Source organism: Acidicapsa dinghuensis, from assembly GCF_025685685.1.
In the GTDB taxonomy this organism is placed as follows: domain Bacteria; phylum Acidobacteriota; class Terriglobia; order Terriglobales; family Acidobacteriaceae; genus Acidicapsa; species Acidicapsa dinghuensis.
On record NZ_JAGSYH010000003.1, the window covers coordinates 606906 to 633867 of the forward strand.

The 26962-nt window shown below is 57.7% G+C and carries 20 protein-coding genes; 8 read left to right on the plus strand and 12 right to left on the minus strand.

From position 1 onward, the window contains the following. Positions 1 to 171 precede the first annotated feature (171 nt). Positions 172 to 939, plus strand: coding sequence for a Bax inhibitor-1/YccA family protein (locus tag OHL22_RS10895; protein ID WP_263336816.1), 768 nt, complete (start codon positions 172 to 174; stop codon positions 937 to 939). Between the two features lie 416 nt (positions 940 to 1355). After that, positions 1356 to 2741, plus strand: coding sequence for an MBL fold metallo-hydrolase (locus tag OHL22_RS10900; RefSeq protein WP_263336819.1), 1386 nt, complete (start codon positions 1356 to 1358; stop codon positions 2739 to 2741). 52 nt (positions 2742 to 2793) lie between these two features. Here the strand turns inward: OHL22_RS10900 and OHL22_RS10905 are convergent, their stop codons facing one another. The 6 genes from OHL22_RS10905 to OHL22_RS10930 all read right to left on the minus strand — a co-directional run bounded on the left by OHL22_RS10905 (position 2794) and on the right by OHL22_RS10930 (position 9534). Then, complete coding sequence (locus tag OHL22_RS10905) at positions 2794 to 3726, minus strand: hypothetical protein (RefSeq protein ID WP_263336822.1); 933 nt, start codon at positions 3724 to 3726, stop codon at positions 2794 to 2796. A 75-nt stretch (positions 3727 to 3801) separates the two neighbouring features. Further along, positions 3802 to 4428, minus strand: coding sequence for a hypothetical protein (locus tag OHL22_RS10910; protein WP_263336825.1), 627 nt, complete (start codon positions 4426 to 4428; stop codon positions 3802 to 3804). After that, a complete protein-coding gene (locus tag OHL22_RS10915) occupies positions 4425 to 5048 on the minus strand; it encodes an RNA polymerase sigma factor (RefSeq protein ID WP_263336828.1) in 624 nt (207 codons plus the stop codon). The genes OHL22_RS10910 and OHL22_RS10915 overlap by 4 nt, the downstream gene beginning before the upstream one ends. Before the next feature lie 190 nt (positions 5049 to 5238). Beyond that, positions 5239 to 5919 (minus strand): Fe2+-dependent dioxygenase, encoded by a 681-nt coding sequence (locus tag OHL22_RS10920; protein WP_263336830.1) that lies wholly within the window; start codon positions 5917 to 5919, stop codon positions 5239 to 5241. A gap of 16 nt (positions 5920 to 5935) precedes the next feature. Beyond that, on the minus strand, positions 5936 to 8611 hold the full coding sequence (locus tag OHL22_RS10925) for a TonB-dependent siderophore receptor (protein WP_263336832.1): 2676 nt from the start codon (positions 8609 to 8611) through the stop codon (positions 5936 to 5938). Between the two features lie 626 nt (positions 8612 to 9237). Beyond that, entirely contained in the window at positions 9238 to 9534 is a 297-nt protein-coding gene (locus tag OHL22_RS10930; RefSeq protein WP_263336834.1) for an antibiotic biosynthesis monooxygenase family protein, read from the minus strand. Between the two features lie 397 nt (positions 9535 to 9931). Between OHL22_RS10930 and OHL22_RS10935 the strand changes: the two genes are divergently transcribed. Then, positions 9932 to 10591, plus strand: a complete 660-nt coding sequence (locus OHL22_RS10935) for a Crp/Fnr family transcriptional regulator (protein ID WP_263336837.1) — start codon at positions 9932 to 9934, stop codon at positions 10589 to 10591. Positions 10592 to 10708: 117 nt separating this feature from the next. Here the strand turns inward: OHL22_RS10935 and OHL22_RS10940 are convergent, their stop codons facing one another. Next, positions 10709 to 12337, minus strand: a complete 1629-nt coding sequence (locus tag OHL22_RS10940) for an FAD-dependent thymidylate synthase (protein WP_263336840.1) — start codon at positions 12335 to 12337, stop codon at positions 10709 to 10711. 308 nt (positions 12338 to 12645) lie between these two features. On the opposite strand from OHL22_RS10940, the gene OHL22_RS10945 reads away from it, so the two are divergent. From OHL22_RS10945 to OHL22_RS10955, 3 genes are all read left to right on the plus strand, one after another. After that, entirely contained in the window at positions 12646 to 13455 is an 810-nt protein-coding gene (locus OHL22_RS10945) for a YqjF family protein (RefSeq protein ID WP_263336843.1), read from the plus strand. Between the two features lie 63 nt (positions 13456 to 13518). Continuing rightward, on the plus strand, positions 13519 to 14265 hold the full coding sequence (fabG, locus tag OHL22_RS10950) for a 3-oxoacyl-[acyl-carrier-protein] reductase (protein ID WP_263336845.1): 747 nt from the start codon (positions 13519 to 13521) through the stop codon (positions 14263 to 14265). Positions 14266 to 14477: 212 nt separating this feature from the next. Beyond that, positions 14478 to 15791 (plus strand): EAL and HDOD domain-containing protein, encoded by a 1314-nt coding sequence (locus tag OHL22_RS10955; RefSeq protein ID WP_263336848.1) that lies wholly within the window; start codon positions 14478 to 14480, stop codon positions 15789 to 15791. Positions 15792 to 15863: 72 nt separating this feature from the next. Here the strand turns inward: OHL22_RS10955 and OHL22_RS10960 are convergent, their stop codons facing one another. Further along, a complete protein-coding gene (locus OHL22_RS10960; RefSeq protein ID WP_263336851.1) occupies positions 15864 to 16745 on the minus strand; it encodes a hypothetical protein in 882 nt (293 codons plus the stop codon). Between the two features lie 134 nt (positions 16746 to 16879). On the opposite strand from OHL22_RS10960, the gene egtB reads away from it, so the two are divergent. Together egtB and egtD are read left to right on the plus strand one after the other, a co-directional pair. Next, entirely contained in the window at positions 16880 to 18172 is a 1293-nt protein-coding gene (gene egtB / locus OHL22_RS10965; RefSeq protein ID WP_263336853.1) for an ergothioneine biosynthesis protein EgtB, read from the plus strand. Between the two features lie 32 nt (positions 18173 to 18204). After that, entirely contained in the window at positions 18205 to 19221 is a 1017-nt protein-coding gene (egtD, locus tag OHL22_RS10970) for an L-histidine N(alpha)-methyltransferase (protein ID WP_263336855.1), read from the plus strand. Positions 19222 to 19290: 69 nt separating this feature from the next. On the opposite strand, the gene OHL22_RS10975 is transcribed toward egtD, so the two are convergent. The 4 genes from OHL22_RS10975 to OHL22_RS10990 all read right to left on the minus strand — a co-directional run bounded on the left by OHL22_RS10975 (position 19291) and on the right by OHL22_RS10990 (position 26585). Continuing rightward, positions 19291 to 20520, minus strand: coding sequence for a glycoside hydrolase family 27 protein (locus tag OHL22_RS10975; RefSeq protein ID WP_263336857.1), 1230 nt, complete (start codon positions 20518 to 20520; stop codon positions 19291 to 19293). A gap of 168 nt (positions 20521 to 20688) precedes the next feature. Further along, positions 20689 to 21816 (minus strand): mannose-1-phosphate guanylyltransferase, encoded by a 1128-nt coding sequence (locus OHL22_RS10980; protein ID WP_263336860.1) that lies wholly within the window; start codon positions 21814 to 21816, stop codon positions 20689 to 20691. Between the two features lie 345 nt (positions 21817 to 22161). After that, positions 22162 to 24588, minus strand: coding sequence for an ABC transporter permease (locus OHL22_RS10985; RefSeq protein WP_263336863.1), 2427 nt, complete (start codon positions 24586 to 24588; stop codon positions 22162 to 22164). Positions 24589 to 24905: 317 nt separating this feature from the next. After that, positions 24906 to 26585, minus strand: coding sequence for an ankyrin repeat domain-containing protein (locus OHL22_RS10990; protein ID WP_263336866.1), 1680 nt, complete (start codon positions 26583 to 26585; stop codon positions 24906 to 24908). Positions 26586 to 26962 lie beyond the last annotated feature (377 nt).

A 26962-nucleotide genomic window follows, 5' to 3' on the forward strand; every position in this document is an offset into this window, starting at 1 on the left:
GCCGGAACGCTCATGACAACTTCTGCGTAGCCTAACCTGTACGCCGCGCAAGGGAGACGTGAGACGCAACTTTCTTCTTCGGCGCGTATCATTAGTAGTAGGGCACTCGTTCCTGCATGGCGCTCGTCCATAAGCCATGGCGCGGGAACACGAGTGCCGGGAGAATTGGCAATGCCTCAACTGATGAAGACTTCAAACCCGGCCTTGGGAGCGAACACCTTTCGCAATGTCGCCGGTTATGGTGGATACGGCGACGTAACGGCGCGCATGACGCTGAACGGTACCGTGAACAAGACCGGCATACTGCTGGTATGCGCCCTGGCAACGGCTGGTTATACCTGGTTCCGTTTCTTTTCCACCGGCGATCCTGCTTCCGTCGCCGGCCTGATGATGCTCGGCGTCTTCGGCGGGCTGATCGCCTGCCTGGTGACCATTTTTAAGAAGGAATGGGCCGGCGTTACCGCGCCTGCCTATGCGCTGCTCGAAGGCCTCGTGCTCGGCGGCGTATCGGCGATGTTTGAGATCCGTTATCCCGGCATCGCCATTCAGGCTGTCGGACTGACGTTCGCCACGCTCTTCGTGATGCTGCTGCTTTACACCACGCGCATTATCAAGGTGACGCAGCGCTTCTACATGGGCGTGCTCGCGGCAACAGGCGGCGTCTTCCTGTTTTACATGGCAGAGATGATCCTCGGTTTCTTCGGCATTCATCTCGCAGCGGTCAATGGGTCAGGGCCGCTCGGCATCGGCATCAGCCTCGTCATCGTTGCAATTGCGGCTTTTAACCTCGTACTCGACTTCGCGTTTATCGAGCAGGGAGTGCAGTACGGCGTGCCCAAGTACATGGAGTGGTACGGTGCATTTGGCATCATGGTCACGCTGGTGTGGCTCTATATGGAGATCCTCAATCTCCTCGGCAAACTGCAACGCCGCAACTGATTCCGTTACCTATACCGCATCAGAATGGGGGAGCTTATGGCTCTCCCATTCTTGCGTTTTACCATTGCTTAGCCTGCCCATAAAAAGGCGATCTTCAGCTAAATTGGCTCGTCAACGCTCTCTTTTCTTACTGACCACCGCTTACCGGCGGTAACGTTCCGGCGTCTGCTATCTTGTCTTCCATCTGACTTTGAGGATGCTCCATGTTCACTTTCCCCATACGTCGATCCCTCTTCGTTTTGTGCATCTCTACTGCTCCTCTCGTATTGACCGCTATGCCTTCGACTGCATCTGCAGTCAGCGTTGCGCTCGGGGCTGCTGCTTCAAATCCAGCACCTCATTCCCAGTCTGCAATCCAATCTCCTGGTTGCGATGGCCTTGAGCCAAAGCAGTGTTTAAATCTCGCGATTGAGGCCATGGGCGGCCGCGATCGTCTCGCTGCAATTCACAATCTCAAGCTCGATGTCATCGCACACACCGCGCTTGTGGAACAGTCGTACCGTCAGGCTCCATTCATCACCTCGTACGAGCGCGACCAGATCGTCATCGATCATGAGCATCAGCGTCTCATGCAAAAGCAGCACTCCGTCTGGCCTGAGGCCGATCTCAAAGGCGCTGACTCTGACGTCACGCTCATCGTTACGCCGGCGGGCGGAGTCTATCGCTTTGGAACGAAAGACGCGCCTTGTGGCGCTTCCGACCTCGATGCGACACGCGATGCACTTGCACTATCGCCGGAAGCCGTTTTGCTCACCGCAGCCGAGGCAACCGACCTGCACTACGCGGCAACCGAATCTCTGCGCTCCACGCCTCACACCGTTCTCGCGTTTACGTGGAACAAGACCCCTGTCAAAGTCCTCGTCAACCGCTTTAACCATCTTCCGGATGCGGTCGAGACCACGCAACAGTTCCGCGATTTCTGGTTTTACTGGGGCGATGTTCAGCAACGCGTTTATTTCGATAACTGGCGTCTCGTGCAGGGCATCGAATACCCAAGCAATCAGATCACTGAGCGAAACGGCATTTTATGGAACTCAACACAGGCTCTCGATATTGAGTTCAACGCGGCATCGGATGATAAGGACTTCAACATCGACGCCAAAGCCGCGGCACAAAGCCTGCAATCCAAAGGCTGGAATCGTCCTTTCAGCGCTGCAAACAGTCAACAACTTGCACCCGGCATCGATCTCTTTCAAGGCTCATGGAACACCACTATTGTGAAGCAGAACGATGGCATCGTCATCCTGGAGACGCCCATCTCCGGCACCTTCACGCAGGGTATCTTTGATGAAGCCAGAAAGCGGTATCCGGAACAGAACATTGCGGCGATTCTCTCCACATCTGACTCATGGCCGCATACGGGCGGTGTTCGCTATGACGTTGCGGAAGGGCTTCCCGTCTACATTCTCGATCTGAATAAGCCGCTTCTCGATCGCATCGTTGCCGCTCCGCACACTCTCGATCCCGATGCGCTGGCTAAATCAAAGAAACAGGCGAACTGGCACATCGTCTCTGGCCGCACTGAGATTGGCGCTGGTCCCAATCGTATGATCCTGTATCCCCTGCGCGGCGCTTCGACGGAACGTCAGTACATGGTCTACTTTCCTGAACATCAGCTTCTGTATGCCAGCGATACTCTTGTTCTCAATCCAGATCACACGCTCTATGATCCCGAACTGTTTCGCGAAGTACAGCAAGCGGTCGAACACGAACACCTGCAGGTGAAAACCGTCTACGCGATGCACCAGGCTCCGGTTTCCTGGAGCGAGGTTATCGCTGTGCTTCAGAAATCTCTCGCGTAAACAAAAAAATGGGGAGGGCCTCAGCCCTCCCGAGATTTCCCATTGAGACACTTTATTTTCGGGTTGAGAGCGCGTAGCTGGACGGCGGCGTAAACAGCTCTACTAAAGGCTCTGTTGTCTGCAGATTGTCGAGCTTGTAGGTCGTTTGCCCATACCTCGGATCGTCCGTCGTCGACAGCACCACCGCGTCAATCGATGGCGCATACCAGGTCTCTGTCACAATCTCGATAGGCTTCTCATTGCCGACTTCTCCAGCCGGAATCGTGATCGTGTGCTTCGTGCCATTGCAGTCAACGCCTGCTATCGAGCGCACGCCAAGGTCCTCTTTCGTCTCGCCGCGCTTTTCGTTATCCCTCTGGACTACCAGCACATTCGGGTTTCCGGAATGATCGTCCCTGAATTGGATCATCATCTTCTGATTTCCCGAGCCCAATTGCTCCTTCTCGGCAACTGACTTCGACATGACCCGCGCCCCGTCGTCATCGCTATTGCGCTCGCTTAAAAAGAGCGGCGACCGACGTACCTTCTCCGCTGTCTTCGACCCTGGATCCAACACGTATGCCGTTTCCGCAACCGGATCATCGATGAACACCTTTACCTCATGTGGTGTGGGGTGCGCCGGATCCACATTGCCGAACGTCTCCTCGCGCCGTGTCCTTCCCTCGCTGTCACGAGCAAACTTGCTCACCGTCCGATGCACGATCCGGTTTCCATCGCTAAGCGTCTGCACCGTTTCTGTCGAAGTGTCCGCCGAATACGGCTTGCCCTTCACTATCGCCGCATCCGCAGCAACCAGCTCCAGCGTCACCTTCTGGTTCGCCTCCTGTAGCTCAGGACCGTTGCCATCGGGAATCACCGCGGCCAATTCCGCCGCATGCTTCGCCTGCTGTCCCGCATCCTCCTGCGCCACGGCCCGCGAGGCCATGCCAGCCATCGCCGCCGCACTCAGCGCCGCCAGCATCAACGGCGCACTTACTCGACCCATGCGAATTCCACTCATCTCCCGTCCCATCCCTTCTCGTTTGAATTGATTCCTATTTACCGCGTTCCCTAACAACCTTCACTGCACAATGCGAATAGCGCGCGGCAGTCCATCCTCACCAACCACAAACTCCGCCAGCAGGCTTCTTGCCGCCGCATCTGGAGGAGCCTGCAGGCCATACTGCTGCAGGTCACTTCCCGTTAATGTCACTCGCACCAGACTTAACTGATTCGCCGGCGGCAGCCCCTCACTAGTCGGCAGCGGAATGAATACATCGAGGCTGCCTGTATGCGCCGCAAGCGCCACCTCGTGCGCTGTTTCGTGTACAGCCCGACGCCTCTCTTGCATCTGGTCCACATCGCGATGCGCAGGCTGTATCACCTGTTCCACTGCCGCATGCGCATCCGCTCTGGGCGTTCGATTCTGCAGCTCATGTGGCGTCGCCTTGATCGTTGCCTCAGGACTCTTCCACGAATGCGAACGCCAAACAATGGTGCCCCACACAGCCAGTCCCGCCAGTACTGCTGCCGCACCCCAGGCCCACGCGCGCCGTGCCATGGCAGTTGACTGCTCGCGCTTTGCATTTACCTGCAACTCCCGCATTTTCGCCAGCAGCGCAGGCTCCAGCCGCTCGGGCGGCTCAATCGCGCGATGCTCACGCCCGACCTCCCGCAACAAATCATCGAACTCGTCTTCCAATCTCATTGAGTTCTCCTTCGCAATACCGTGCGCTCACTGACACCTGCCATATCGCTACGTAGCGCGCGAGCCAGCCTCAGCTTTGCCCGATGCAGCCGCGAGCGCACCGTTCCAACCGGAACCGCCATCGCTTCTGCCGTCTGCTCATAGCTCATCTCTTCCAGCGCGCACAACACGATCACTTCTCTCAACTCCGCCGGCAGCGTATTGATAGCGCTCTGCACGGCGGCGACAGCTTCGCTTCGTAACAGCAACTCCACCGGACTGTCATCGTCTGCAGCAGGTTCAACTAGCTCCTCATCGTCGTCCGCCAGACTTTGCCTGCCGGTTTTCTCGTAGTGCTTCCAAAGCTGCCTTCGCGCAATCCCACACAACCATGTCGGCAACGCAGCTCGCTCCGGATCGAATCGTTCAGGCTGGCTGAGCAGCGCAAGAAAGACTTCCTGCGTAATCTCTTCTGCCACCGTCGCATCGCAGCTCATGCGCAGCGTGAAGCGGTAGATCAGCCCGCCATGACGCCGGTAGAGAGCAGCCATCGCATCCGTGCTTCCAGCCAGCGCAGCCCGATGCAGTTCCGCATCGCTCGTCTCCGCTCTAAGCTGCCTGCTCCCGAGCCAGTTCCACATAGTCATCCATGATTACGCTGAGCTGCAAAAAAGTTCCCACGCAGATCAATCGCTCAACGGTTTTTATCCCGAAGCAACCTCAATGCACAGAAAAGCCGAAAGAAAAGACGCGGCGGCGCAAGGAAAGTAGCCCCGCACCGCCGCCAGAGGAAAGAAGATTTTAGGTCGGAAAGAACGCAGCCTGCGCGAACTACATCTCAGCCCAGCGCCGCAACAGATTGTGATACACGCCGGTCAGTTGCACGCCTGCAGAATTGCCCGGTACTTCCTTCGCTAGCTTCTGAATGGCGGTGTCGAGATCGTACAACAGTGTGCGGTCTCCGTCGCTTCGAATCATGCTCTGTATCCAAAAGAACGAAGCCAGTCGCGCGCCACGCGTCACAGGCGTTACACGATGCAGGCTCGTTGCTGGATACAGCACCATGTGTCCCGCATGCAGCTTCACGCTATGCACACCATAGGTATCTTCGACCAGCAACTCGCCGCCGTCATACTCATCCGGCGTAGAGAAGAACAGCGTCGCTGAAATATCAGTCCTGATCCGCTGGCCCGTGGAGGCCATTGCGCGGATCGCCGTATCCACATGCGTGCCGAAGTGACCGCCGCCGGTGTACCGATTGAACATCGGCGGAAACACCTTCAGCGGGAGCGCGGCCGACATAAAGAGCGGAGAGCGCGCCAGCGCGGCCAGCACCATCTCACCCAGTTTCACTGCCACCGGATGCCCCTCAGATAGCTGCAGATTTTCCTTCACCGTCTGCGCCTGATAGCCGGCCGTTACCTTGCCATCAATCCAACTGGCAGCCTCTAACGCAGCTCGCCCCTGCTCAAGCTCATCCTTTGTTAAAACATCCGTAATCGTAATCAACATATCGTTTTCTCCGCTGCTAGAACTTGAAGTTCAGTCCGAACTGCGCGTTGGCTCCGGCCCCTGGAATCAAATGGCTCGGATGTGGCAGGTCAATGTAGTAGCGATTCAGAAGATTGTTCACATTTACCTGGAAGTCAAACTTCTCTCCCAGCGATCGCTTAAGCATCGCGTTAAAGATCCAGTAGCCAGGCACCTGTTTCATCGCCACGCTCGTCACAATATACCCTGCTCCATTCGGATTCGGAGCATACGATGTCGGCACATACGGCACCGTCGAACTGGCCGTTCTGCCGCCCACATAATTACCGCCGAGGCCACCATCTAGCCTCCACGGCAACCGGTGTGTCACGAACAGATTGAACGTCTGCTTCGGCACGTTTGCCAGGGGATATCCAACCGCGGCAGGAAAGAATTGCGAATAGATCACGTCGCTGTCGAGGTACGCATAGCCTGCTACCAGGTCCATACCCTCCGGCAACCTACCAACGACGCTCAGCTGCACGCCTTTCACGAGCTGATTACCCGCAGCCACGATGTCATTGGAGTTGGTGGGATCGGTCTCGTGCGCATTGTCTTTCTCCGTGCGAAAGACCGCCCCCTCCATCATCAGCCGCTCGTTAAGGAAGCTCCACTTTGCGCCGCCTTCATAGGTCTCGTTCTCTTCCGGCTTTACGTTGCCGTTGACGAGGCCCGCGCTCAGGCTCAATGACTCAGCATCGGGATCGAAGCTTGTGCCCCAATCAAAATAGACGCTGCCATGCGAGGAGGGCTTGTAAACAAAAGCTGCGCGGTACGTGGGCTGCTTATCTAGACGGCTCAATGAGACAAAAGCTGCCGGCGCGCTGGAGGTTGGCACGACTGGCGTGTACACGTGATAGTCGGCATTGAAGTAATCCCATCGAGCGCCGCCACTCAACTCGAAGAGATGCCCTAACTTCATCGTATCGACGAAATAGATGCCTGTGCTGTCTGCCTTGGTGTGCACCACGGAACTGATGTAACCATTGCCTGAAAACGGCTGTGCTTCGTTGGGATCGAGAAGAGTCGTGTAAGGAACAGAATTGATCGTGCCCGTCGCTCCGCTGCTGCTCGTATAGGGCTGGCTGTAGCTGTAGCGGATGGGGTTGGAAGTCTCCTGTCCACCCTCAACGCCTGCGACAAGATCGTTGCGAATGCCATGGATCTTAAAGTCAGCGGCTATCTCGGTCTGATCCCAGAGATCCGTCTCGACGCTCTTCACCTGGATCTGATTGCGATTCACAACACCGATCTCGCTTGCCGGCGTGTTCGCGTCATAAGGACAGGCAATCGTAGAGTTGTAGGCCAGCGTTGGCAGCGCCGAAACCACCGTCCCTACTGGCACGCTCTGGCTTGCATTCGAACATATCTGAGACTCGGTAATCTGTACCTGCCGTGGATAATTCGCGCCACGCGCGGTCGTGTGAATATTCAAGCCCGGACGGAAGTCGTGCTGAACCTTCAGCGTCAGAATGTCGTCGTTCGTCTTGAGATAGTTCTCGTCGGCGAATCCAAAGTAGCTGTGCCGGTTCGCTCCTGACAGGTGATTGAACTGCCATGGCAATCCATAGTCGGGCGTATCGTCTGCTGTCAGGTGCTCATAGCTCAGTGTCGCGTGGGTCTTGTCATCGAGCCCCACCGAGACCGAGGGCGCCAGTCCGAAGCGGCGAATCTCCGCACCATCGCGGCCTGCAACCCCGCTTTCCTGCCCCATCATATTTACTCGAAAAGCAGTGCCACCCATCTCGGGATAGAGAGGAGTATTTGCATCGAGCGTCAGCCTTCGATTGAGATCGGTGCCGAACTGTGTATCGACATGCACGAATTGGCTGGCGCCGGGAACCTTGCTCTCCTGATTAATGACACCACCGGTCGAACCGCGTCCAAACTGGACGCCTGAGGGCCCTTCCAAAACGTCTACCTGCTCATAGTTGAACGCATCGCGATAATAACTGCCGAAATCGCGAATGCCATCGAGAAAGATGTCGTTGCGCGCAGTGAATCCGCGAATGGTGAGATTGTCGCCCTGCGCGCCCGACTCGCCTGCCGCCAGGCTGATACCGGGCACGTTGCGCAGCGTATCTCGCAGCGTCGAAACGCCCTGGTCCTGCAACACAAAATTCGGCACTACATTGATGCTCTGCGGCGTCTCCAGCAACGGTTCGGTGAACTTGTCCATGCTCACCGAATCCGCTGCCGAGGCTGTTACCGATACGGTGTCGCTTGCCTGCACGCCAACGGCAATTGTCGTTGCATCTTCGGTGCGATAGTTCAATCCTGTGTCTTTTAACAGCATCTGCATCGCCTCATCTTCGCGATACAGCCCATGCACGCCCTGCGTGGTAAATCCGGCGAGTGTCCCAGAAGGCAACACCACCTTTACTTTTATTCCAGTGATCTTTTCGTATTCGGCAATTGCCCCATCCAGCGGTCCTGCCGCAATGTCGAAGCGCTTGAGCGGCAGCGTTGCCGCCGTGCCTACCGCGCCTGGCTCAGCCTTTCCGCCAATCGCGGCCAATGCCGGCTGGCTTGTGCCGAGCGTCGCATAAGCTGCCAGTGTTCCCACAACGATCCAGCCGCGCGGCCCTTTAAGGGCCTGCCCGCTCGCCAGCGCCTTTTCGCGTGCCATCTGTCCAGCCCGGCCTATCCGCTTCGCAATCTTCCTGCTCTTCATCCGTCTCCTTCAGGTCCTGTCGTTAAAGGCCGTGTTCCACTCGCAGCGGCCAAGAGACACAACTTCGTGCACGCGTGCAGGCTTGCACCCGTTCGCCAATCTCTTCGCCTTCGGCCTGGACATCGCTCGCAGCCAACGTGCAATTGCGTAGCGCGCCGAGTTCTGTTGTCGATCTGGGAGTTCTCGAGAAGACGGGCCTGCGGAAAAGCAACCTGAGCGTCCGGTGCCACGGTTGCTCATCCCTGCCGCGCCTGGGGGGAAGGACACGGTACAGGGACACGAGATATCTGGCATTCACCAGAAAACGCCCTATAATGCAGGTAGCTTCGAGTCCACGAGGCTCAAGCTTCAGGGCTTTGCGGTCTCCGCCAAGAGATAACCCGCAAGGCCCTGTCCCTTTTCTCCTGAAGCACTACTCAAATCCGGTGTCGAGTTCCGACCTTCTGAATATACGACATAAATAGTCGCATATCAATGACGCCATGGTGAAAATCTCGCATGATGGATCGAAGCAACACATGAGTTGCGCAGAATGCCCATGCCTGCTTTTGCAGACAGTCGTGCTTTGCGAGCGGCCGGACACAAAAGAGAATGAATGAATTTTGCAATCGCCGTGGGTGGAGAATTCAGGCGTTAAAGGCGCCTATGCGATTCTCGCTGGCTGTAATGGCGTCACAGGAGCGGTCGAGCGCCTCGTAATCTGCATCATATTCAGCACGGAAGGCACGGAAAGCATCTTCGCTGTCCCAGCGGTCAATGGTGACGTACCGTCCCGGAACATAAGCGTCCTTGAGAAGTTCGGTGCCGTGGTAGGCTCCAGAACGCGTAAAGAGCCGTGACCATGAGCCGGTGGGCCCATAGGCTTCTTCGAAAGCGGCAATGCCGCCTTCGGCGATGTCGAACTGCCAGAGTATGACGAACATGCGAGGTCTCTGAGCCATTATCGCATTCGGCCACGCAGCGATTATCGGCTAGCACAGGCCCAGAGATGCGCACCGCAGGATCTAATTCCCATGTCAGAATTTGTGTTCAAGATGAGACAACTACGGAAGGAACCAGTGCATCCTACTCGCTGAAGACGAAGGTGTCTGGTCAAAACGGTACTGCCTGCCGTCCGCGCATCCGCATATCTCACCCACGATCAAGTATCTTTCACTTACCCACACGTTTATCTTCTTTGCCATGAAGGCAACTACGAAACTTAAGCACTTCTTACATCCAGATACAACCCGTGTATAAAATGCAACGTCCAACAAAGGCAAACGAGCTCCTTATTGCTCGATCTACAAATTCCTGGAATTCCCGAGAAAGGTTGTGGTTATGGCTGTAGGAAATGATGTTTTCGATCCCCAGGAGTATCTGTCTAAAGGTGGATTCGGCAAGACTATCCTCCAAGTCAGAAAGAACGAAGGGATTTTCTCGCAAGGAGATTTGGGCGACACTGTCTTCTTTGTTCAAAAGGGAAAGGTAAAGTTGTCCGTGGTATCACCCACGGGTAAAGAAGCCACGATCGCAATCCTAGGCGCCGGTCATTTCCTCGGCGAAGAGTGCATAACATCCGATCAACCCAGCCGCACTAGCTCGTCGCGCGCTCTTACACCTTGCACGCTGCTGCGTATCCGCCGGCAGGAGTTTGTGCGCACCCTGCTTGAACAGCAGATGATGTCACGCATGTTCATCAAGTACTTGCTGTCACGCAATAGCCGTATCCAAGCCGACCTTGTCGATCAGCTATTTAACTCAAGCGAGAAGCGTCTCGCCCGCACCTTGCTGCTCCTCTCGCAGACGGGCCGTGAAGATATGCCGCTGGCCCCGCTGCCGCGCATCAGCCAAGCCACGCTTGCCGACATGGTGGGCACAACTCGCTCTCGAGTGAGTTATTTCATGAATCGGTTCCGCAAGTTGGGCTTCATCGAGTACAGCGGGCTTAACCGCATTCAGGTGAATAGCTCCCTGCTCTCGATGGTTCCGATGCAGTAAGTTTAAAAACATAACGATCAGCGGTACTCACTGAAGTAACTTATGGCGCTCCTTGCATAAAGGAGCGCTTACTTTTTATCCATGAAGCATGGATATGAAATAAGAATCCGACAGTAACTATCTCTGAAAGACATCAATTGGCTTACTAAAGTCAGTTACCCGGAAGTATTTTGCCAGCGATGGGTACTGCCGCTGCACGGCAAGATACATCTCCCAGGCTACTTTACGATAACTGAAGTGCCCTGCCGGAGCGCTGCGCAACTCTGAGATATAGACCGCCTGCGCAAAGTCCATCTTGAAGAGCGAACGAATGCGCGTCGCCAGCGGCAGGACATAGAGCGCAGCCTGACCGGCTTCGAACGCGCTGCTTTGCGCGATGGAGCGGGATGCTGCTTGAGCAGCCTCTATGGTTTGCGTGTACTCAGAGATCAATCCCGCATCGGCCAGTCCGGCGGCGTCGCCTGACTCGGGAACGTCATAGCCGTGCAGATATGTGAATTGTTGAAGAATCTGTGTAGCCCGGCGATGCCGGTGCATGTCGCGAAAGCCGCCAATGTCCATCAAAATGTCGAAACGCAGTGCCGCTCCTGCATGGAAAGAACGGAGCAGCTCATCGTGACGGCCACGGCTGCGTGCGCCCAACTCGATGATTTCGGCCACACGGGCCTCGGGCAGCTCTGCAACCAGGTCTCGAATTTGACGGTACGGATGGTGACTGGCGGAATAGAGCAGTGTGGCCGCAAGCTCAACTTCCAGTGATTCCGTGCGCTCCACCAGATCGACAACGGGCGCTGGAGCTATCGGCAGATTCGACAGAAGCTCTGTCGCGGCCTGGGTAAGCTCGGTCCGCGTGGCGATCTCATACGGATTGGGACTGGCGTACTTCACAAGCGTAGGCGCAACGTGGATTTCTCGATCCAGCAGCGCTTCGGCTTCCAGCGCGAGGTCAGGATTTGCATCAGCGATCTTGCGATACAGGCCGTTAGACGCCTCGGCATATATGTTCCATGCCTGACCGGTCGCGGCAGCGCGCAGCTTCTCGCCGAGATCGCGAATCTCGGCCGCTGGATGCGAGAGCAGCCGCGAAACCTGTGTCTCCAGCGTACGCGCGTTCACAATCTGCCCAAGCGAGGTATTGGTGGCGAGCGGCAGCAGGTAGCGCGCAACGTCGAAGGCGCGGGCCTTGAGCGTACGCTCATATGCGTCCTGCTTCATGCCTTCCGGACAGGCGACCCGCTCTTTGAGCGCCTCGAAAACAGCCGTCGAGGTAGCCGAGTAGGACGCGAAAAGCTTTTCGACTGTCTGGATGTAAAGATTGCGGGCCTCGGCTGCGGGGCCGAACTCAGGAAGATACCAACCGGATTTCTGGAAATTCTGGTAACGGGTGCTGCGCTCCTGACCGTCCCAGCGCTGCTCATCGACCAGAACAATCGCCGCAAGCAGAGAAAGCCGCTCAACGGCAAAGGCGACGTGAGCCAGGTCAGCAATGGAGCGATGGCCGTACTGGAAGTAAAACGTGTTCAGGAACTGCTCAGCGCGCTGTGAGCTGATTTCGCGCAGCGACTGGCGCATGGAGAGTGCGGAACGCGAATATTTCGCCATGGCATACGCCAGTACTTCGGGATCGGCCCCGTGAACGGCAAAGACTTCGGTGCGATTTTCGGCGTGGACAGGAGTGTGCGCCTGGGCCTCAACTGGGGTGGATGCAGGGGCTGATTCCGTTGACTGGATGGGGGTCGTGGTCATGCGCTGGCGGGCTCTCCGGCGACCAGAATACGCTATCGACGGTATCGAATGGACGCGCGCTCGGGCTGTTCCGTTCAATGGCTGTGGATTCCGGCTGCAATATTCGGCGCCCAGCCTTGAAGCCTGCGAGAATGGAATTGAAACGGCTCAATTTAGCGCTTTCATGCCGTCTAAAACCGTGCGTTGGCAATGTATATTCGCGCCATTTTTTCGCGGCGTGCAATCATGTTGGACTAGCATAAAACTTGCATAGAGCGCGCCCTTCTTCCCCCAGAGAGCGATCTCCTGCGCAGACAAGCCGATCGTTGATGCGACAGATTCTGGAGAAGACGTCACACCGCCCGTGGCCGTTGCCACCTGGCCGCTGGGCTATGACCCAGCGCTGGAATGATTTGCTGTTTGCCCACTGGCCCATGCGCAGCGCAGAGATCGAGGCGCTGCTGCCGGAGGGGCTCGAAGCGGATATTTGCCAGGGATCGGCCTGGATCGGCGTCGTTCCGTTCTGGATGGACCGTATCCGGCTGCGCGGCGTACCTCCGATTCCCGGAGCGCGCAAGTTTCCTGAGCTAAATCTGCGAACTTACGTTCGCGAAAAGAGAACCAAGACACCGGGCGTGTATTTCTTCTCTCTCGACGCTGCCAGCCTTCTGGCCGTAATCGCGGCGCGAACTCTCTTTGACCTGCCGTATTACTGGTCGCAGATGAGTATCAAGCCGCGCGGAGACCGGGAATTTTCGTATTACAGCCGCCGCCTGCTCAGCGGAAAGCCGGTGCGGTTTGTCGCACGCTACCGCGGCCTCGGTCCCACGCACAAGCTGGCACAAAGCAAGGCTGGATCGATCGAACACTTCCTGACGGAGCGTTATTGCCTCTTTACAAAGAATGCGATGGGCAGACTGGTGCGGGCCGATATCCACCACATACCCTGGCCGCTCGAAGAGGCTGAGGCCGAGATTACGCAAAACGATCTGGCCGCGCACATCGGGCTAACGCTGCCTGATACGCAGCCGCTGCTGCACTACTCGCGTCATCTGGCGGTATATGTTTGGCCTGCGATGCTGGCGCAGGCGTGGCGTGCTCCTGAGCCGATCACGGCAGCGGCTGTGCCATCGGGATAGACTAGCCCGGAACTCTATAATTTTCATGCGCCTGAGGTTCGTTTACGGCGCCCATGAGGTAGTATGAGCGGATTGAATGGCCGGATTGCGCTGGTAACGGGCGCTTCGCAGGGAATTGGACGGGCATGCGCACTGGCGCTGGCCAAAGAAGGCGCAACCGTTGCCCTTGCAGCGCGAAATGAAGCCAAACTGGCCGAGGTACAGGCCGAGATCGAGACCGCCGGCGGCAAGGCTGCTGCGTTTGCTCTCGATGTGGCGAGCGAAGAGTCCATCACGGCGGGAGCGAAGGCTGTCGAGGAGAAGTTCGGCAAGGTCGAGATTCTGGTCAACAATGCCGGCATCACACGCGATGTGCTGGCGATGCGCATGAAGCGCGCCGACTGGGACGACGTGATCCAGACCAACCTGACCGGCGCCTTTCTGCTGACGCAGGCTGTATTACGCGGCATGATGAAAAACCGCTGGGGCCGCATCATCAACATCTCAAGTGTGGTTGGGCGAACAGGGCAGGCCGGGCAGGCGAATTATGCAGCCAGCAAAGCCGGCATGATCGGCATGACCCGCTCCCTGGCCCGCGAGTTGGCCTCCCGCGGTATCACCGTCAATGCCGTCGCTCCGGGATATATCGAAACAGCGATGACCTCAGCGCTCAACGAAGAGCAGACCAAAGCCATGCTGGCGACGATTCCCGCTGGCCGAGCCGGAACGGACACCGAGATTGCGCATGCCGTTCTTTATCTCGCATCGGAAGGCGCTGCTTACGTCACTGGCCATGTGCTGGACGTCAACGGCGGCATGTTCATGGGTTAGATCTCGTATCAGGACGTAACGAAAGGCCGGCATCTTCGTTTCCACGCGCGAAGGCCGGCCTTTTCTTTGCCCGGCTCATGTTACTGAACCGAAATGCCGATGACACCGGTAGACTCCTGCTGGTTGTTCTGCCGAACGGTGAACTCCGTGCGGCACAGCCCTTATATATTTACTGTTCGCGGTGATGGGCAAACGACGGGAAAGCTGGTGCGATGACTCTTATAACTCAAGCTCTCTCCACTGAGAGCGACGCTCCGCGAGAGAACAACTCTGAAAACGCTTCCTCGCCACAGCCCGAAAGTCTCTGCTGCGTTGCCCTTCAGCCCATTCTGGATATGCGCAGCAAGGTGTTCGGTTACGAGTTGCTCTTTCGTTCCAGTCCCACATCCATGGCGTTCGATGGCGATGGCAACAACGCCACGCGCACGGTGATCGACAACAGCCTGATTTTGGGATGGGAGCGTCTGACCAACGGCCTGCCCATGTTTGTGAACTGCACCTACGAGGCGCTGATGGGCGGACTTGTGCATCTGCTGCCGCCCAATCAAACAGTGCTTGAAGTGCTCGAAACACTGGAGCCGACACGCGAACTGGTCGAGGCCTGCCGCGCACTCAAGGCAAAGGGATTCCGGCTGGCTCTGGATGACTTTCAGGGCAAGGCCGGCTGGCATCCACTGGTGACGATCGCCGACTTCGTCAAGATCGATCTCAGCCAGACGACCGCGCAGGAGCGCATGGAGCTGCGCCATAAGGTAGGACGCCACAAAGCAAAACTGGTGATGGAGCGGATAGAAACCCGGGAAGACTGGGCGCGCGCCAAAGCCGAGGGCTTCACGCTCTTTCAGGGCTTCTATTTCTGCCGCCCGATACTGATGAAGGGCAAAGGCATCCCAGCCAACCGCATGGTTCATATTGAGATTCTGCAAGCGGTGCTGGAGTCTCCCCTGCACGTGAAGCATGTAAGCACGCTGGTCAAACGCGATCCCTCACTGACGTATCGTGTCTTGCGTGTTGCCAATTCGCCGCTCTTTGCAACGAATAAGGCGGTGACCTCCATTGAGAGCGCACTGGTGCGCATCGGCGATGAGATGTTCCGGCGATTGGCTATCGTGGCAACTGTCGGCGCACTGAGCGCCAGAAAACCAGTAGAGTTGCTGCGCATGTCGCTGGTGCGTGCCCGGTTTTGTGAGCTGGCCGCGCAGAGTACAGGACAGGACGCGACGGAACCGTATCTGCTCGGCATGTTAAGCCTCATGCCGGCGATGCTCGATGTGCCCATGGAGAGCATCGCTCCAGCCCTGCCCCTGCGTGAGGAAACCCGCAAAGCACTTCTGGGAGAGACCAACGAGGAAGGCAAGCTGCTGCACTGGCTGGCGCATCATGAGCGCGCCGAATGGCAGGAGCGCGAAGAGATATCCCGCGTGATGGGAATCGGGGAAGGAACTCTTGGCCGTATTAATCTTGACCGTATTTATCAGGAGGCGATGAACTGGGCTGAAGCCATGGTGAAAGTCGTGACCAGTTGAGCAGCGAACACCCCGCAGCAGAGACCACGCTGAGTGTCACGGTCTCTGGCCTGCGATAACCAGCATCCTCGCTTACTGCGGATTGGGAGCCGCTCCGCCGTCGCGGTTGCGCGTTCTTCCCTGCCCTTGTCCCCCTTGTCCCTGCCCGTTGCCGGGCTGCATCGCCGCCACGGTGGTCGCGGTAAAAGCTCCGTTCTTCAATGCACCCTCGGCGCGGAGTTCCTCGCCCGGCTTAATATCTGCCAGCGTGATGGAGTCACGGCGTTCGCGGAACGAAGTGTTCTCATCCACGACGATGGCGTGCGGCTGGTGATCCATGGTGCCTTCAATCGTGATGATCGTATCCTGAATGCCTGTCACCTTGCCAGCCAGCCAGGTCTTGCCCCAGTCGGCCTGCATCTGCTTCATGCGCGCCACCTGCTCGGGGCTCATCTGCATGATGAAGACCGCGCCGACAGACTTGGCCGAAGCATCCACCTCGCCGCCGGTAGTGATCACGTCGCCAATCTTGATGTCGGTAGACTTCAGCATCTGCGGTGGCTGGCGCGGAGCCTGCGGCTGATCTCCGCCGGCTTCCCCTGCGCCTTGTCCGCCGCCCTGTCCAGAACCTTGTCCCGAACTTTGCCCTGAACCCTGTCCGCCTCGGCGAAAACCGCCACCGACCTGCTTCATGATGCGCGTGTTGGCGCTGAAATGCACTGTGTAGAGGTCGCCAGTTTCCGTCTTGATCGTGTAGTGGTCAGCGGCAACCTCCGTCACCGTGCCGATCACTCCGCGGCCACCGCCAAAGCCGCCGCGCATTCGTCCTTGCCCCTGGCCTTGTCCTTGTCCCTGGCCGTTACCGGCGGAAGAGGGACTGGTGGATTGGGCGTGGGTTGCCTGTGGCGAGAGAGCAATGACGGTCGAAAAGATGAGCGTAGCTGTCAGTAGACCCGCAAATTTTTTGTGACGCATGGCAGAGACTTCCACTCTTATGGATTTAGACGGAAGAACTGTTTCGAAAGCTACAGCACCAGAAGGCATCCGGTCGAGTACACTTCGACGGTCCGGTGCAAAAGCGATTTCCGGGTGGAAGGACGGTTGAACCGATGGCGACAATTGCTGTAGCAAGTGATACGGGGCTGCGCGAGCGGTATCTGGAGGTACGGAAGCGGAGCCTGGCCATCTGTGAGCCGCTGACCGCTGAGGACATGATGGTGCAGTCCTGTCCGGAGGCATCACCGGCCAAGTGGCACCTGGCCCACACGGCGTGGTTCTTCGAATCCTTCGTCCTGCGCGAGTTTCTGCCAGGTTGTCGACTCTACGATCCGGACTTTTCGTGGCTTTTTAATAGTTACTATCAAACATTCACTGAGTTTCCCGAAAAGAAATTACGATCCTCTTTCTCCCGCCCCGGTCTGATCACCATCCTCAGCTATCGCGATTATGTAGACCAGGGCATTCTGCGCCTTCTCGAAACCGGTGCGCCTGCGGAAGCGCTCACGCGCATCGAGCTTGGCCTGCACCACGAAGAGCAGCATCAGGAGTTACTGCTTACCGATATTAAGCATGCACTCTTCACCAACCCACTGCAGCCGGCTTATCTCGACCGCGATGACGAGGAGCCTATGCCGAAAGTGCTGCCGATGGAGTTTTTCTCTTACGACGGTGGCCTTGTCGAAATCGGACAGAACGAGATCGGGCAGAACAGAGGCGACGGCTTCGGCTTTGACAACGAGCGACCTCGGCACAAGACATGGCTTGAACCATTTCAGCTTGGCTCGCGTCTTGTCACTTGTGGCGAATATCTCGAGTTCATCGAAGACAAAGGGTACGAGCGGCCTGAGCTCTGGCTCTCTGCCGGATGGGATACCGTGAAAGCGCAGGGATGGCAGGCGCCGCTGTACTGGCAAAAGAGCGGTGGCCAGTGGACCGTAGTGTCGCTTCGCGGCAAGCAGAGGCTGGACGCAGCGGCCTCTTCGCCTGTTGCACATGTCAGCTATTTCGAAGCCGACGCCTACGCGCGATGGGCAGGCAAGCGGTTGCCGACCGAGGCAGAGTGGGAGTCAGTCGCAGCGAATGCTCCGATCACCGGCAACCTTCTCGATACAGGCTCACTTGAACCTCGTGCAGCTAATGCGTTCGATAGCAGACAAAGCCTCCCGGCACAGTTATTCGGCGACTGCTGGGAGTGGACGGCAAGCGCATATCTCGGCTATCCCGGCTTTGTGCCGTTGGGCGGAACGCTTGGAGAATATAACGGAAAATTCATGAGCGGACAGATGGTGTTGCGCGGCGGATCGTGCGTCACGCCGCAGCGGCATATCCGCGCCAGTTACCGCAATTTCTTTCCTCCGGAAACACGCTGGCAATTTTCCGGAATTCGACTGGCGTCCTCGTAACCAGACCCACACAAGCTGCATCGAAGGAGACTATGGCTACTCTATCGGCGGAAATTCTGCCATCCGATCCCTGCGTCCTTCTTGATACTTCCTGTACAACAATCGCTGAAACCGTACGCGAGGGACTGACTGCGTCTCCCAAAACCCTGCCGCCGTGGCTGTTCTACGACCGCGACGGATCGGACCTCTTCGATCGCATCACGCAACTTCCCGAGTACTATCTCACCCGCATCGAGCGCAGCATCTTTGCCGCCGATGCACCGGAGATGATGGCTCTGGCTGCATGCGGTGAAAAGCTGCGCGTCGTGGAGATCGGCGCAGGCTCTGCCGATAAGACTCGCCTGCTGCTGGCCGCCGCTGCTGACATGCAGGGCCGCGTCAGCTACCACCCCGTTGATGTCTCCGAATCTGCTCTCGAAGAAGCAAAGGAGCGCCTTCAGCGCGAGATGCCCGAAATCCATTGCCATCCACAGGTAGCCGACTACACGCGCGATCTGCGGCTCACGCCCTGCTTCGATGGGGAACGGCGCGTTGTGCTCTTCATTGGTTCAAGCATCGGCAACTTTTTGCCGGAAGAAGCATCAAGCCTTTTGCGCGGGCTGCGGCTTGCGCTGGATCGCGGTGACTCGATTCTGCTCGGCGTGGATCTTGCGCCAACCGCCGACGGCAAGAGCATAGCAAATCTGACGGCAGCGTACGATGACGGCGCGGGCGTCACCGCACAGTTCAACAAAAATATGCTCGTTCGACTCAATCGTGAACTGGACGCTGACTTCGATCTCGACTCGTTTGCTCATCGCATCCGCTGGAATGAAGACGAGTCACGGATTGAGATGCACCTGGAAAGCCTCATCGACCAGCGCATTCGAATCGACGCCCTCGACATGAATGTCGAATTCGCCGCAGGCGAAACCATCCATACCGAGAACAGCTACAAATACCGCATTGGTGAAGTGGAAAAGATGCTGCAGTCAGCAGGCTTCGGCCATCCGCAACGATGGCGCGATGAAGACGGCTGGTTTGCCGTATACCTGGCCCAAGCCGAATAATTCATCCCCAGAAATAAAAAGAGCGGTCCGAGATTCCGGCCGCTCTTTTCTTTGCTTACTCAACTTGCACTACATGCCAGGATGATCGATCCGAACCAGAAGAATATCGTGGCTGTCGAGTTGAATTGGCATGTTGTCGCTCAGCGTAACTTCCTTGCCCGTCCAGAGATCCTTGCCGGTCTGCGAACCGCTCAGATGCAGCTTGGCTAGATCCAGGTGGAAGGGGTGATTCGCTGTCTTGTCGCTGCCCACGTTGATGATGGCTACAGCCAAGGCTCCGCCCTGCAGATGACGCGTCCACACCTCAACTTCACCATCAGAATAGGCGCGTGTGCCCTGCTGTCCCAGCGAGTCCTGATCGATCGCGATCACATCCTTGTTCGTCAGAATGGCGCGAACCTCCGGCTTCATATGCGGCAGGTCATTGCCGGCCAGCAGAGGCGCGGCCAGCATCGCCCACCACGAGAAGTGCGTGCGGTTTTCAGCGGCCGACAACTTGCCGTTGCCGACTTCTAGCATGTCAGGATCGTTCCAGTGTCCCGGCCCGGCATACTTTGCCAATCCATCCTGCTGGCTGGCGATGTCATAGATGCTCTGCCAACGCGCCTGAATGTCGCCCGTAGTACGCCACAGGTTGCCGCCCAGCGCAGGCGCCCACTCCCACGGAGAATCCCATCCATACTGGCAGAGTGAGAAGACTATCGGCCGCCCCGTCTTCGCAGTCGCAGCCTTCAAAGCGTTCCCCATTTTGACGTAGGCATCGATCATGATCTTCATCTGTGCGGCCTTGTCATTGGGAGCCTGCTTCTGCATCACGTCGGGGATGAAGCTGCACAGATCGTACTTCAGATAGTCGATGCCCCACGCCGCGTAACTCTCCGCATCTTGTTCTTCATGGCCAAGCGATGCCGGATAGCCAGCGCAAGTCTTCGTTCCCGGCCCAGAATAAATGCCCAGCTTAAGCCCCTTCGAGTGCACATAGTCGGCCAGTGCCTTCATGTCCGGAAACTTCGAGTTGGTGCGGATCTTTCCATCCGGTCCACGCTCAGCTTCCCACGTATCGTCGATGTTGACGTAGACGTAGCCAGCATCTTTCATGCCGGAGGCGACAATAATATCCGCAGCTGCGCGGATACCAGCGTCATCGACCTTACTGGCAAAGTAATTCCAGCTGTTCCAGCCCATAGGCGGCGTCTGCGCCACCTGCGCATGAGCAGTGCTGACGGAAAGAAATACAGCGGCGGAGGCGGCAACGAGTGACAGAAGACGCAGGCGTGAACAGATCGTAGATTGGCTCATAGATTGGCCCTCAAAAACAAGATGGGGTTGATGATAAGGTTTACATTTTGGCGTACTCTTACTGGCGTGGTCTGCTGAATCAAGACGAACGCATACCAGTCAGCATGCGCCAACCTTTGTACACTGGCAGGGCTCAGCTTGGCTAGAGGATTCGCAGGCGGACTCGGTTTACAGCAGTTCTGTCTGCCCCGTAGCTGCCAGCTCCTTCACAATCTTGCCCACATCCTGCGAGTGCTTGCGGTGTGAAATCAACAAGGCATCTTCTGTCTCCACCACCACCAGATCCTGCACGCCCACGAGCGCCACAAACTTCTTCGGGCTATAGATGTAGTTATCGACCGAGTCAAGCGTCATGAGGCCGCTGGTCTCCGCTACATTGCCTTCTTCGTCGCCGCGTGACCGGGTCTCCACCTGGTACTCGTACAGCGACTCCCATGAGCCAAGGTCATTCCACCCAAACTCCGCGGGAATGCAATACAGCCGCGAATAATGCTCACCTTTCGCCGACCGCGGCTCCAGAATCGCGTAATCCACCGAGATGTTTTCGCACTTCGGATACAGCTTCGCGAAGACCTGCTCGAATTCAGGCGTTCCATAGCACGACGCAATCTCTTCGAGCAGCGGAGCCATCTCCGGCAGATGCTCTCGCACCGCATTCGCCAACGTCCGCGCCGACCACAAAAACATCCCCGAGTTCCAGAAATAGTTCCCCGCGGCTACGAACTCCTCGGCCCGGTTGCGGCTTGGCTTCTCCGTAAACCGCCGCACGCGCAGCGCGCTATCGTCCAGATCCGCAGGGCCGGAATCACCGGTCTCGATATATCCGTAGCCCGTCTCGGCGCGTGTCGGCTCAATGCCCAGCACCACCATTACATCGCCAGAGGCAGCCAGTTGAACGCCACGCTGGATGATCTTCAGAAATCGCGGTTCGTCGCCGATTACGTGATCGGACGGAAACACTCCAATCACCGCATCAGGGTTCGACTTTTCCACCAGAAACGCGGCCAGTCCACACGCCGGAGCCGTGTTGCGCGCCACCGGCTCTTCGACGATCTGAGACCGCGGCACTCCCGGCAACTGCGACTCGATCTCGGCTGCCAAAAGCTCGTTGGTAATCACCCAAACCTTTTCATTCCCGGCTATGGGGCTCAGCCGTTCCACCGTCTGCTGCAACATCGAGCGTTCTCCATCCAGCGCAAGCACCTGCTTCGCACGTGCGCGGCGTGAGCGCGGCCAGAATCGCGTTCCACTTCCACCGGCCAAAATTACTGGGCGAAAATCGATCTTCTTCGTCATGGAACCGTTATCCTACCCCACCAGAGGGACCGTTGCCTAGCTCACTCGAACCACACCTCGGTAACTGAGCAGGCAACAATTTCAGCTTTTAAAACTCTGTATATAAATTGCGCATTTCTGCAACAAATAAGACCGGTTCTGAGGCCAATTCCCACATTCTTTGCAACAATCCTTCACCGCGTCGGCGCCCACACTCCAGGAGTGATGACGAAAAGTAAAGCCGGCAGGACTTTCGCCGCCCGCCGGCTCCCTTCAGAAAACGAATTGTGATTCTCGTGGCGAAGCGGAGCCATCAACCAGCACTAAGCTCGTTAGTCCCTAATCCCTGGTCCTGTTTCGTGGTCCCTATTCCGTCCTCAACGCCTGCATCGGCTCAATCGCAGACGCACGCGTCGCCGGCAGATATGCTGCCAGCAGACCAGTGACCGCTACCAGTGCACACACGGCTGCCATCACCAGCGGATCGCGCTCCTGCGTTCCATACAGCATCGTCTTCATTACGGAAGCAAACGCCAGCGAAGCCGCCAATCCAATCGCTATCCCCGAGCCAAGCAGCAGTCCAGCGTCACGCAGAATCATGCGCAGCACCATCGCACGCTGCGCGCCCAGCGCGAGCCGCACGCCGATCTCACGCGTCCGCCGCGACACCGAATACATCATCACGCCATACAGCCCAACCACCGTCAGCAGCAGCGCCAGACCCGCAAACGTCCCCAGCAACACCACGGCAAAACGCGGCTGCGACATCTGCAGACTCATCAGCTCCGGCATCGTGCGCACATCCGTCACCGGCAGATCGCTGTCCATGGACGCGACAAGGTGTCGCACCGTCGGCTCAAGGCTCGCAGGATCCACCGACGTCCTCACCACTGTTACCAGGCAGCACCAGCCCGGCATCTGCGCCGACGGCAGGAAATACCCTGGCCGGTCATGCCGCTGTGCCATCGAGTGCACCATGTTCCCCACCACGCCAACCACCTCACGCATCGGCGGCAAGCCGTCGTCGCCCGCACCCGGCTTCAGCTTTTTCCCGATCGGGTTCTCTCCATGAAAATACTTCTCCGCGAATGCCTGGTTGATGATCATCACCGGCACAGACCCCTTCACATCTCCATCATTAAAATCTCGACCCTGCAATACCGGAGTTTCCATCGCCTTGAAGTAATCCGGCGAGATCAGCGAAATATCCGCAGAGGGCAACTGCCCCGGAGGAAGCGGATGCTCCGGATTCTCAAAGCTCACATCGGCGTTGTCATCCGTCATCGGCAGAATCATCGAGCCCGCCGCCGATTTCACACCCGGCAATGCGCGCAGCTTCTCAAAGTAGTTGCGATAGAACTCCGCCCGCGTCTTTCCATAACGCGCGTCCGGCGTCTCAAAGCGATACGTCAGCACATGATCCGGATTAAATCCCACATCCTTGTGCATCATCTTCATGAAGCTTGAGATCAGCAAACCCGCACCCGCCGTCAGCACAATGCCCAACGCTACCTGGCACACAATCACCAGCGAACGCATCCGGTCATGCCCCGACATGTCCGAAGCGCCACCCGCCTTCAGCGTCGATACCAGGTCAGTCTTCGATGCCGTCACTGCGGGCACCAGGCCAAACACCAGCCCTGACACCAGAGCAGCGGCAAATCCAAACGCCAGCACTTCGATGTTCACACCCGCATCCGCCGCGCGCGGCACGCTGTCACCAATCAACCGCAACACCGCCGGCGTACACAGGAACGCCAGCACACATCCGGCAACTCCACCCGCCACACTCAGCGCGATCGACTCAACCAACAACTGCCGCACAATGCGCGTCCGCGATGCGCCAAGCGCTGTGCGCATCGCAATTTCACGCCGCCGGTCTCGCACCCGCGCCAGCAGCAGATTCGCAATATTCCCGCACGCAATCAGCAGCACCAGCGCAACAGCACACAAGATCACTTCAATCAGAATCTTCGTATCGCCAAGCACATAGTCCAGCTCGCTCTGTACCTTCGCCGTATCGTGCTTCGTGTTCGTGTGGGGATACTGCTTAGTCAAACGCGCCGCTACCGCCTTCATATCCTGGTCGGCCTGCGCCACCGTAACACCGGGCTTTAGCCTTCCCATCGCATTCAGCCAGTGCATGCCGCGATTCGTCATCCCATCGCCCGTCGGCGTATCGTCCACCGCGAGAGTCGTCCACATACCCGTCTTCGGAGCTGTAATCGGGAAGCGGAAGTTCGCCGGCATTACCCCGATCACCGTAAACGTCTCGCCGCTAAGCTGAATCGTCCGCCCAAGCACATTTTTATCGCCTGCAAACTGCGACATCCATAGTTCGTGGCTCAGCAGCACCACGCGTGTTCCGCGCTTCTCTTCATCCTGCCTAAACCCGCGTCCGATCTCCGGATTGATGCCCAGCATCGGCAGCAGATCCCATGAGGTAATCTCCGCTTGCACGTGAACAGCCCTCGCCACGCCCGTCAGCGTATAGCTGTTGTCGTGATAGCTCACCAGGTGCTCGAAACTCTTGTTCTGTGCCCGCCAGTCCAGGAAGTCGGGATACGAGAGATTGCTCTCACTCGTGTTCTTGCTGTACCAGGACTCAGCCTCCACCAGCCGCTCCGGCTGCATATAAGGCAGCGGCCTCAGCAGCACAGCATCCACCACGCTGAAAACCGTAGTATTCGCGCCAATGCCCAGTGCCAGCGTGATCACCACCACCGCGGTAAATCCTGCCGACTTCCGCATCTGCCGGATCGCCTGCCGCAAATCCTTTAACAAGTTTCCCATCGTATCTCTCCTGACAATCCACTACCCAAACAAGACTGGCCAAATATCGGCCTCGTTGCGAATTGCTTTTGCCTTTCGTGACAGGTAGGCGAGGGCTTCAGCCCTCGCATTGAACCCCCATTGAAACTGGGCTTTAGCCCCTGAGGCGAGCTTGTCATTCCAGGCCAAACGGCTTCATCATTGGGGTGAAAGCAATTCACCATCCAACAATCCCTAAATACCATCCACTCATTCCGCAAGACTTACCCCCAAACACAAATGCGCCCGTGAACAAACCATGTTCGCGGGCGCACTCCGATGTCCATCAGCGGACACCCTCACCCTCCATGCCTCCGCAACAGCGCATCCGCCTCCGCATAACCCGTGGGAACAGAAACACTCTCCTGAGAAGCCCCAGCCTCCAGCAGCATCGCAATCGACTCCGGCGACCGCCGCGACTTCCAGTACGAATCCACACACGCGCGCACTGCAAACATCAGCGCCGTCCGGCCGCGCTCGTCCTTCGCATCCACCGGAACACCCCGCTCCAGCAGCAGCTTCACTGCTCCATGCTGCAGCCGCCATGCCCCTGAATGCAGCGCCGTCCCACTTTTGGCAATCTCGAAGTACGGATCTCCCTCAAGATTCAGTGCCGCCGCAGCCACTCCCAACTCCATCAGCACGCGCATCCCTTCTACGCAGCCTGTGCCCGCATACTGCGAAAGCAGAGCTCCGCCATGCGCCAGCACCATCGCCAGCGCCGCTGGATCTGCCGCAGCAACAGCCTTTGCTTTCTCCAGATCGCCACGCGCGCACGCTTCCAGCAGACGGTCAAATCCAAGCAGATCCGGCATTAGCCCGCGTTCATCCAGCAGCTTCAGTAGGTCCGGCCGACCACGCCGCACCGCCTGTTCCGTAGCACCCAAGATCGACGCTTGTACCTCCTCCGTCTGCTTACTCAACGGACCCTGCGCATCAGCAAGCATTGTCTTTACCAGCTCAATCCAGTTATCCCGCTTCACGCTCCATGCAAACGCCGTGTTCTTCCACTGCGTACCCCGGTGCGGATTGCCCCCAAACTCCAGCACCAGCTTCGCCCCCTCCAGATCGTGCCAGTCCGCCTTGCGCACCAGCAGCGTCGTCTTGCCCCCCTCAGCCAGCTTTCCGCTCTCCAGCAGCGCACGCACCGGCCCTTGTTCATAGTTTTCCGCCGCGTGATACGCCGTCTCCTCATCGTTCGGATCAGCCCCATACTCCAACAGCAGCCGCGTCAGCTCTGCATGCTGCGCCACACCCGCAGCACCATAGAGCACGCTCTCCCACGCCGGAGTCGCCTCGCCAATCCCGTCAAACCATCCCGTATCCACATCCGCGCCAGCCTCCAGCAACGCCCGCGCCGCATCCACAAACGCGCGCGATCGCGCCTCATCTTTACGCAGCCATCGCGCATACCGCGAAAAACACAGATACGTCAGCGGATCCCACGCATACACCCCGCCGCGTTGCGAAGCCAGCCCCTTATCCTTCGCCAGAAACGCCTTCACCGCAGCCGCATCGCCATACACCGCCGCAGCCCAGACGCTTTCGATCTCTACGCCCGGATGCGCCTTGCGCACCGCCTCCGCCGCATCGGTCGTAGCTCCCGCTCCATCATGATCTTCGCCGCGCGGAACACTAGCCGCCCGCAGAAACGCAGCCTCGGCATTCTCCTCAGCCTCAAGCCCCGCTCGCCGGGCCTCGATCGCCCGCACAAACTTCGGCCAGCTCAGAAATCCATGCTCCCGGGCAATCACCAGTTGCGCATCGCTCAAGGCAAACTCCGCCCCGCGAATCTCCGCCTCTGTCTTACCCCTGAATTGTGGATGGTATTGCTGGATCATCTTGAACAGACGCTTCAGTTGCATCTGCTGCTGACGGTTCTCTCCCGCCTCGCGCCGAAAGCGCACCAGCTCTTTAGCTTGTTTCTTGTATTGCTCCACGTTCGGAACGCGCGCAAGCTCTCTCGATTGAAACGACATACGAAGCTCCTCTCGGTAGTGGCCTGGAGTCCGCACTCGAACAGCATTTCGCCGCCCGTCAGGCTGAAAGAAGTTTCGTTACCGCAACTCAGATTGTGTAGGTGGGCACTGCCCTTCCCGCGGACCGGATGCGCCCTGCGCGCTGGAAACAGGCTACGAGGGCTGGTCGATGAACGTCAATTGAAAACTCGAATCTATGCAGACGAAAGAAGCTGATCGGAAAGTGTGGAAGTGTGAGTGTGAAAAGCGGGTGCCTGTAGAAGCTCAAGAGGTTGTTCCATCGGCGAGCGGTATCTCGGAGCGGCTGATGGGCGGGTTGTAGTTGAGGCTACCATGAGGTCTTTCGTGGTTGTAGTAGTGAGTCCATGGCTGCAGAT

Coding starts and splice junctions, on each gene's coding strand:
- OHL22_RS10895 (WP_263336816.1), top strand. CDS start 172: ATGCCTCAACTGATGAAGACTTCAAACCCGGCCTTGGGAGCGAACACC.
- OHL22_RS10900 (WP_263336819.1), top strand. CDS start 1,356: ATGGGCGGCCGCGATCGTCTCGCTGCAATTCACAATCTCAAGCTCGAT.
- OHL22_RS10905 (WP_263336822.1), bottom strand. CDS start 3,726: ATGGGTCGAGTAAGTGCGCCGTTGATGCTGGCGGCGCTGAGTGCGGCG.
- OHL22_RS10910 (WP_263336825.1), bottom strand. CDS start 4,428: ATGAGATTGGAAGACGAGTTCGATGATTTGTTGCGGGAGGTCGGGCGT.
- OHL22_RS10915 (WP_263336828.1), bottom strand. CDS start 5,048: ATGTGGAACTGGCTCGGGAGCAGGCAGCTTAGAGCGGAGACGAGCGAT.
- OHL22_RS10920 (WP_263336830.1), bottom strand. CDS start 5,919: ATGTTGATTACGATTACGGATGTTTTAACAAAGGATGAGCTTGAGCAG.
- OHL22_RS10925 (WP_263336832.1), bottom strand. CDS start 8,611: ATGAAGAGCAGGAAGATTGCGAAGCGGATAGGCCGGGCTGGACAGATG.
- OHL22_RS10930 (WP_263336834.1), bottom strand. CDS start 9,534: ATGTTCGTCATACTCTGGCAGTTCGACATCGCCGAAGGCGGCATTGCC.
- OHL22_RS10935 (WP_263336837.1), top strand. CDS start 9,932: ATGGCTGTAGGAAATGATGTTTTCGATCCCCAGGAGTATCTGTCTAAA.
- OHL22_RS10940 (WP_263336840.1), bottom strand. CDS start 12,337: ATGACCACGACCCCCATCCAGTCAACGGAATCAGCCCCTGCATCCACC.
- OHL22_RS10945 (WP_263336843.1), top strand. CDS start 12,646: ATGCGACAGATTCTGGAGAAGACGTCACACCGCCCGTGGCCGTTGCCA.
- fabG (WP_263336845.1), top strand. CDS start 13,519: ATGAGCGGATTGAATGGCCGGATTGCGCTGGTAACGGGCGCTTCGCAG.
- OHL22_RS10955 (WP_263336848.1), top strand. CDS start 14,478: ATGACTCTTATAACTCAAGCTCTCTCCACTGAGAGCGACGCTCCGCGA.
- OHL22_RS10960 (WP_263336851.1), bottom strand. CDS start 16,745: ATGCGTCACAAAAAATTTGCGGGTCTACTGACAGCTACGCTCATCTTT.
- egtB (WP_263336853.1), top strand. CDS start 16,880: ATGGCGACAATTGCTGTAGCAAGTGATACGGGGCTGCGCGAGCGGTAT.
- egtD (WP_263336855.1), top strand. CDS start 18,205: ATGGCTACTCTATCGGCGGAAATTCTGCCATCCGATCCCTGCGTCCTT.
- OHL22_RS10975 (WP_263336857.1), bottom strand. CDS start 20,520: ATGAGCCAATCTACGATCTGTTCACGCCTGCGTCTTCTGTCACTCGTT.
- OHL22_RS10980 (WP_263336860.1), bottom strand. CDS start 21,816: ATGACGAAGAAGATCGATTTTCGCCCAGTAATTTTGGCCGGTGGAAGT.
- OHL22_RS10985 (WP_263336863.1), bottom strand. CDS start 24,588: ATGGGAAACTTGTTAAAGGATTTGCGGCAGGCGATCCGGCAGATGCGG.
- OHL22_RS10990 (WP_263336866.1), bottom strand. CDS start 26,585: ATGTCGTTTCAATCGAGAGAGCTTGCGCGCGTTCCGAACGTGGAGCAA.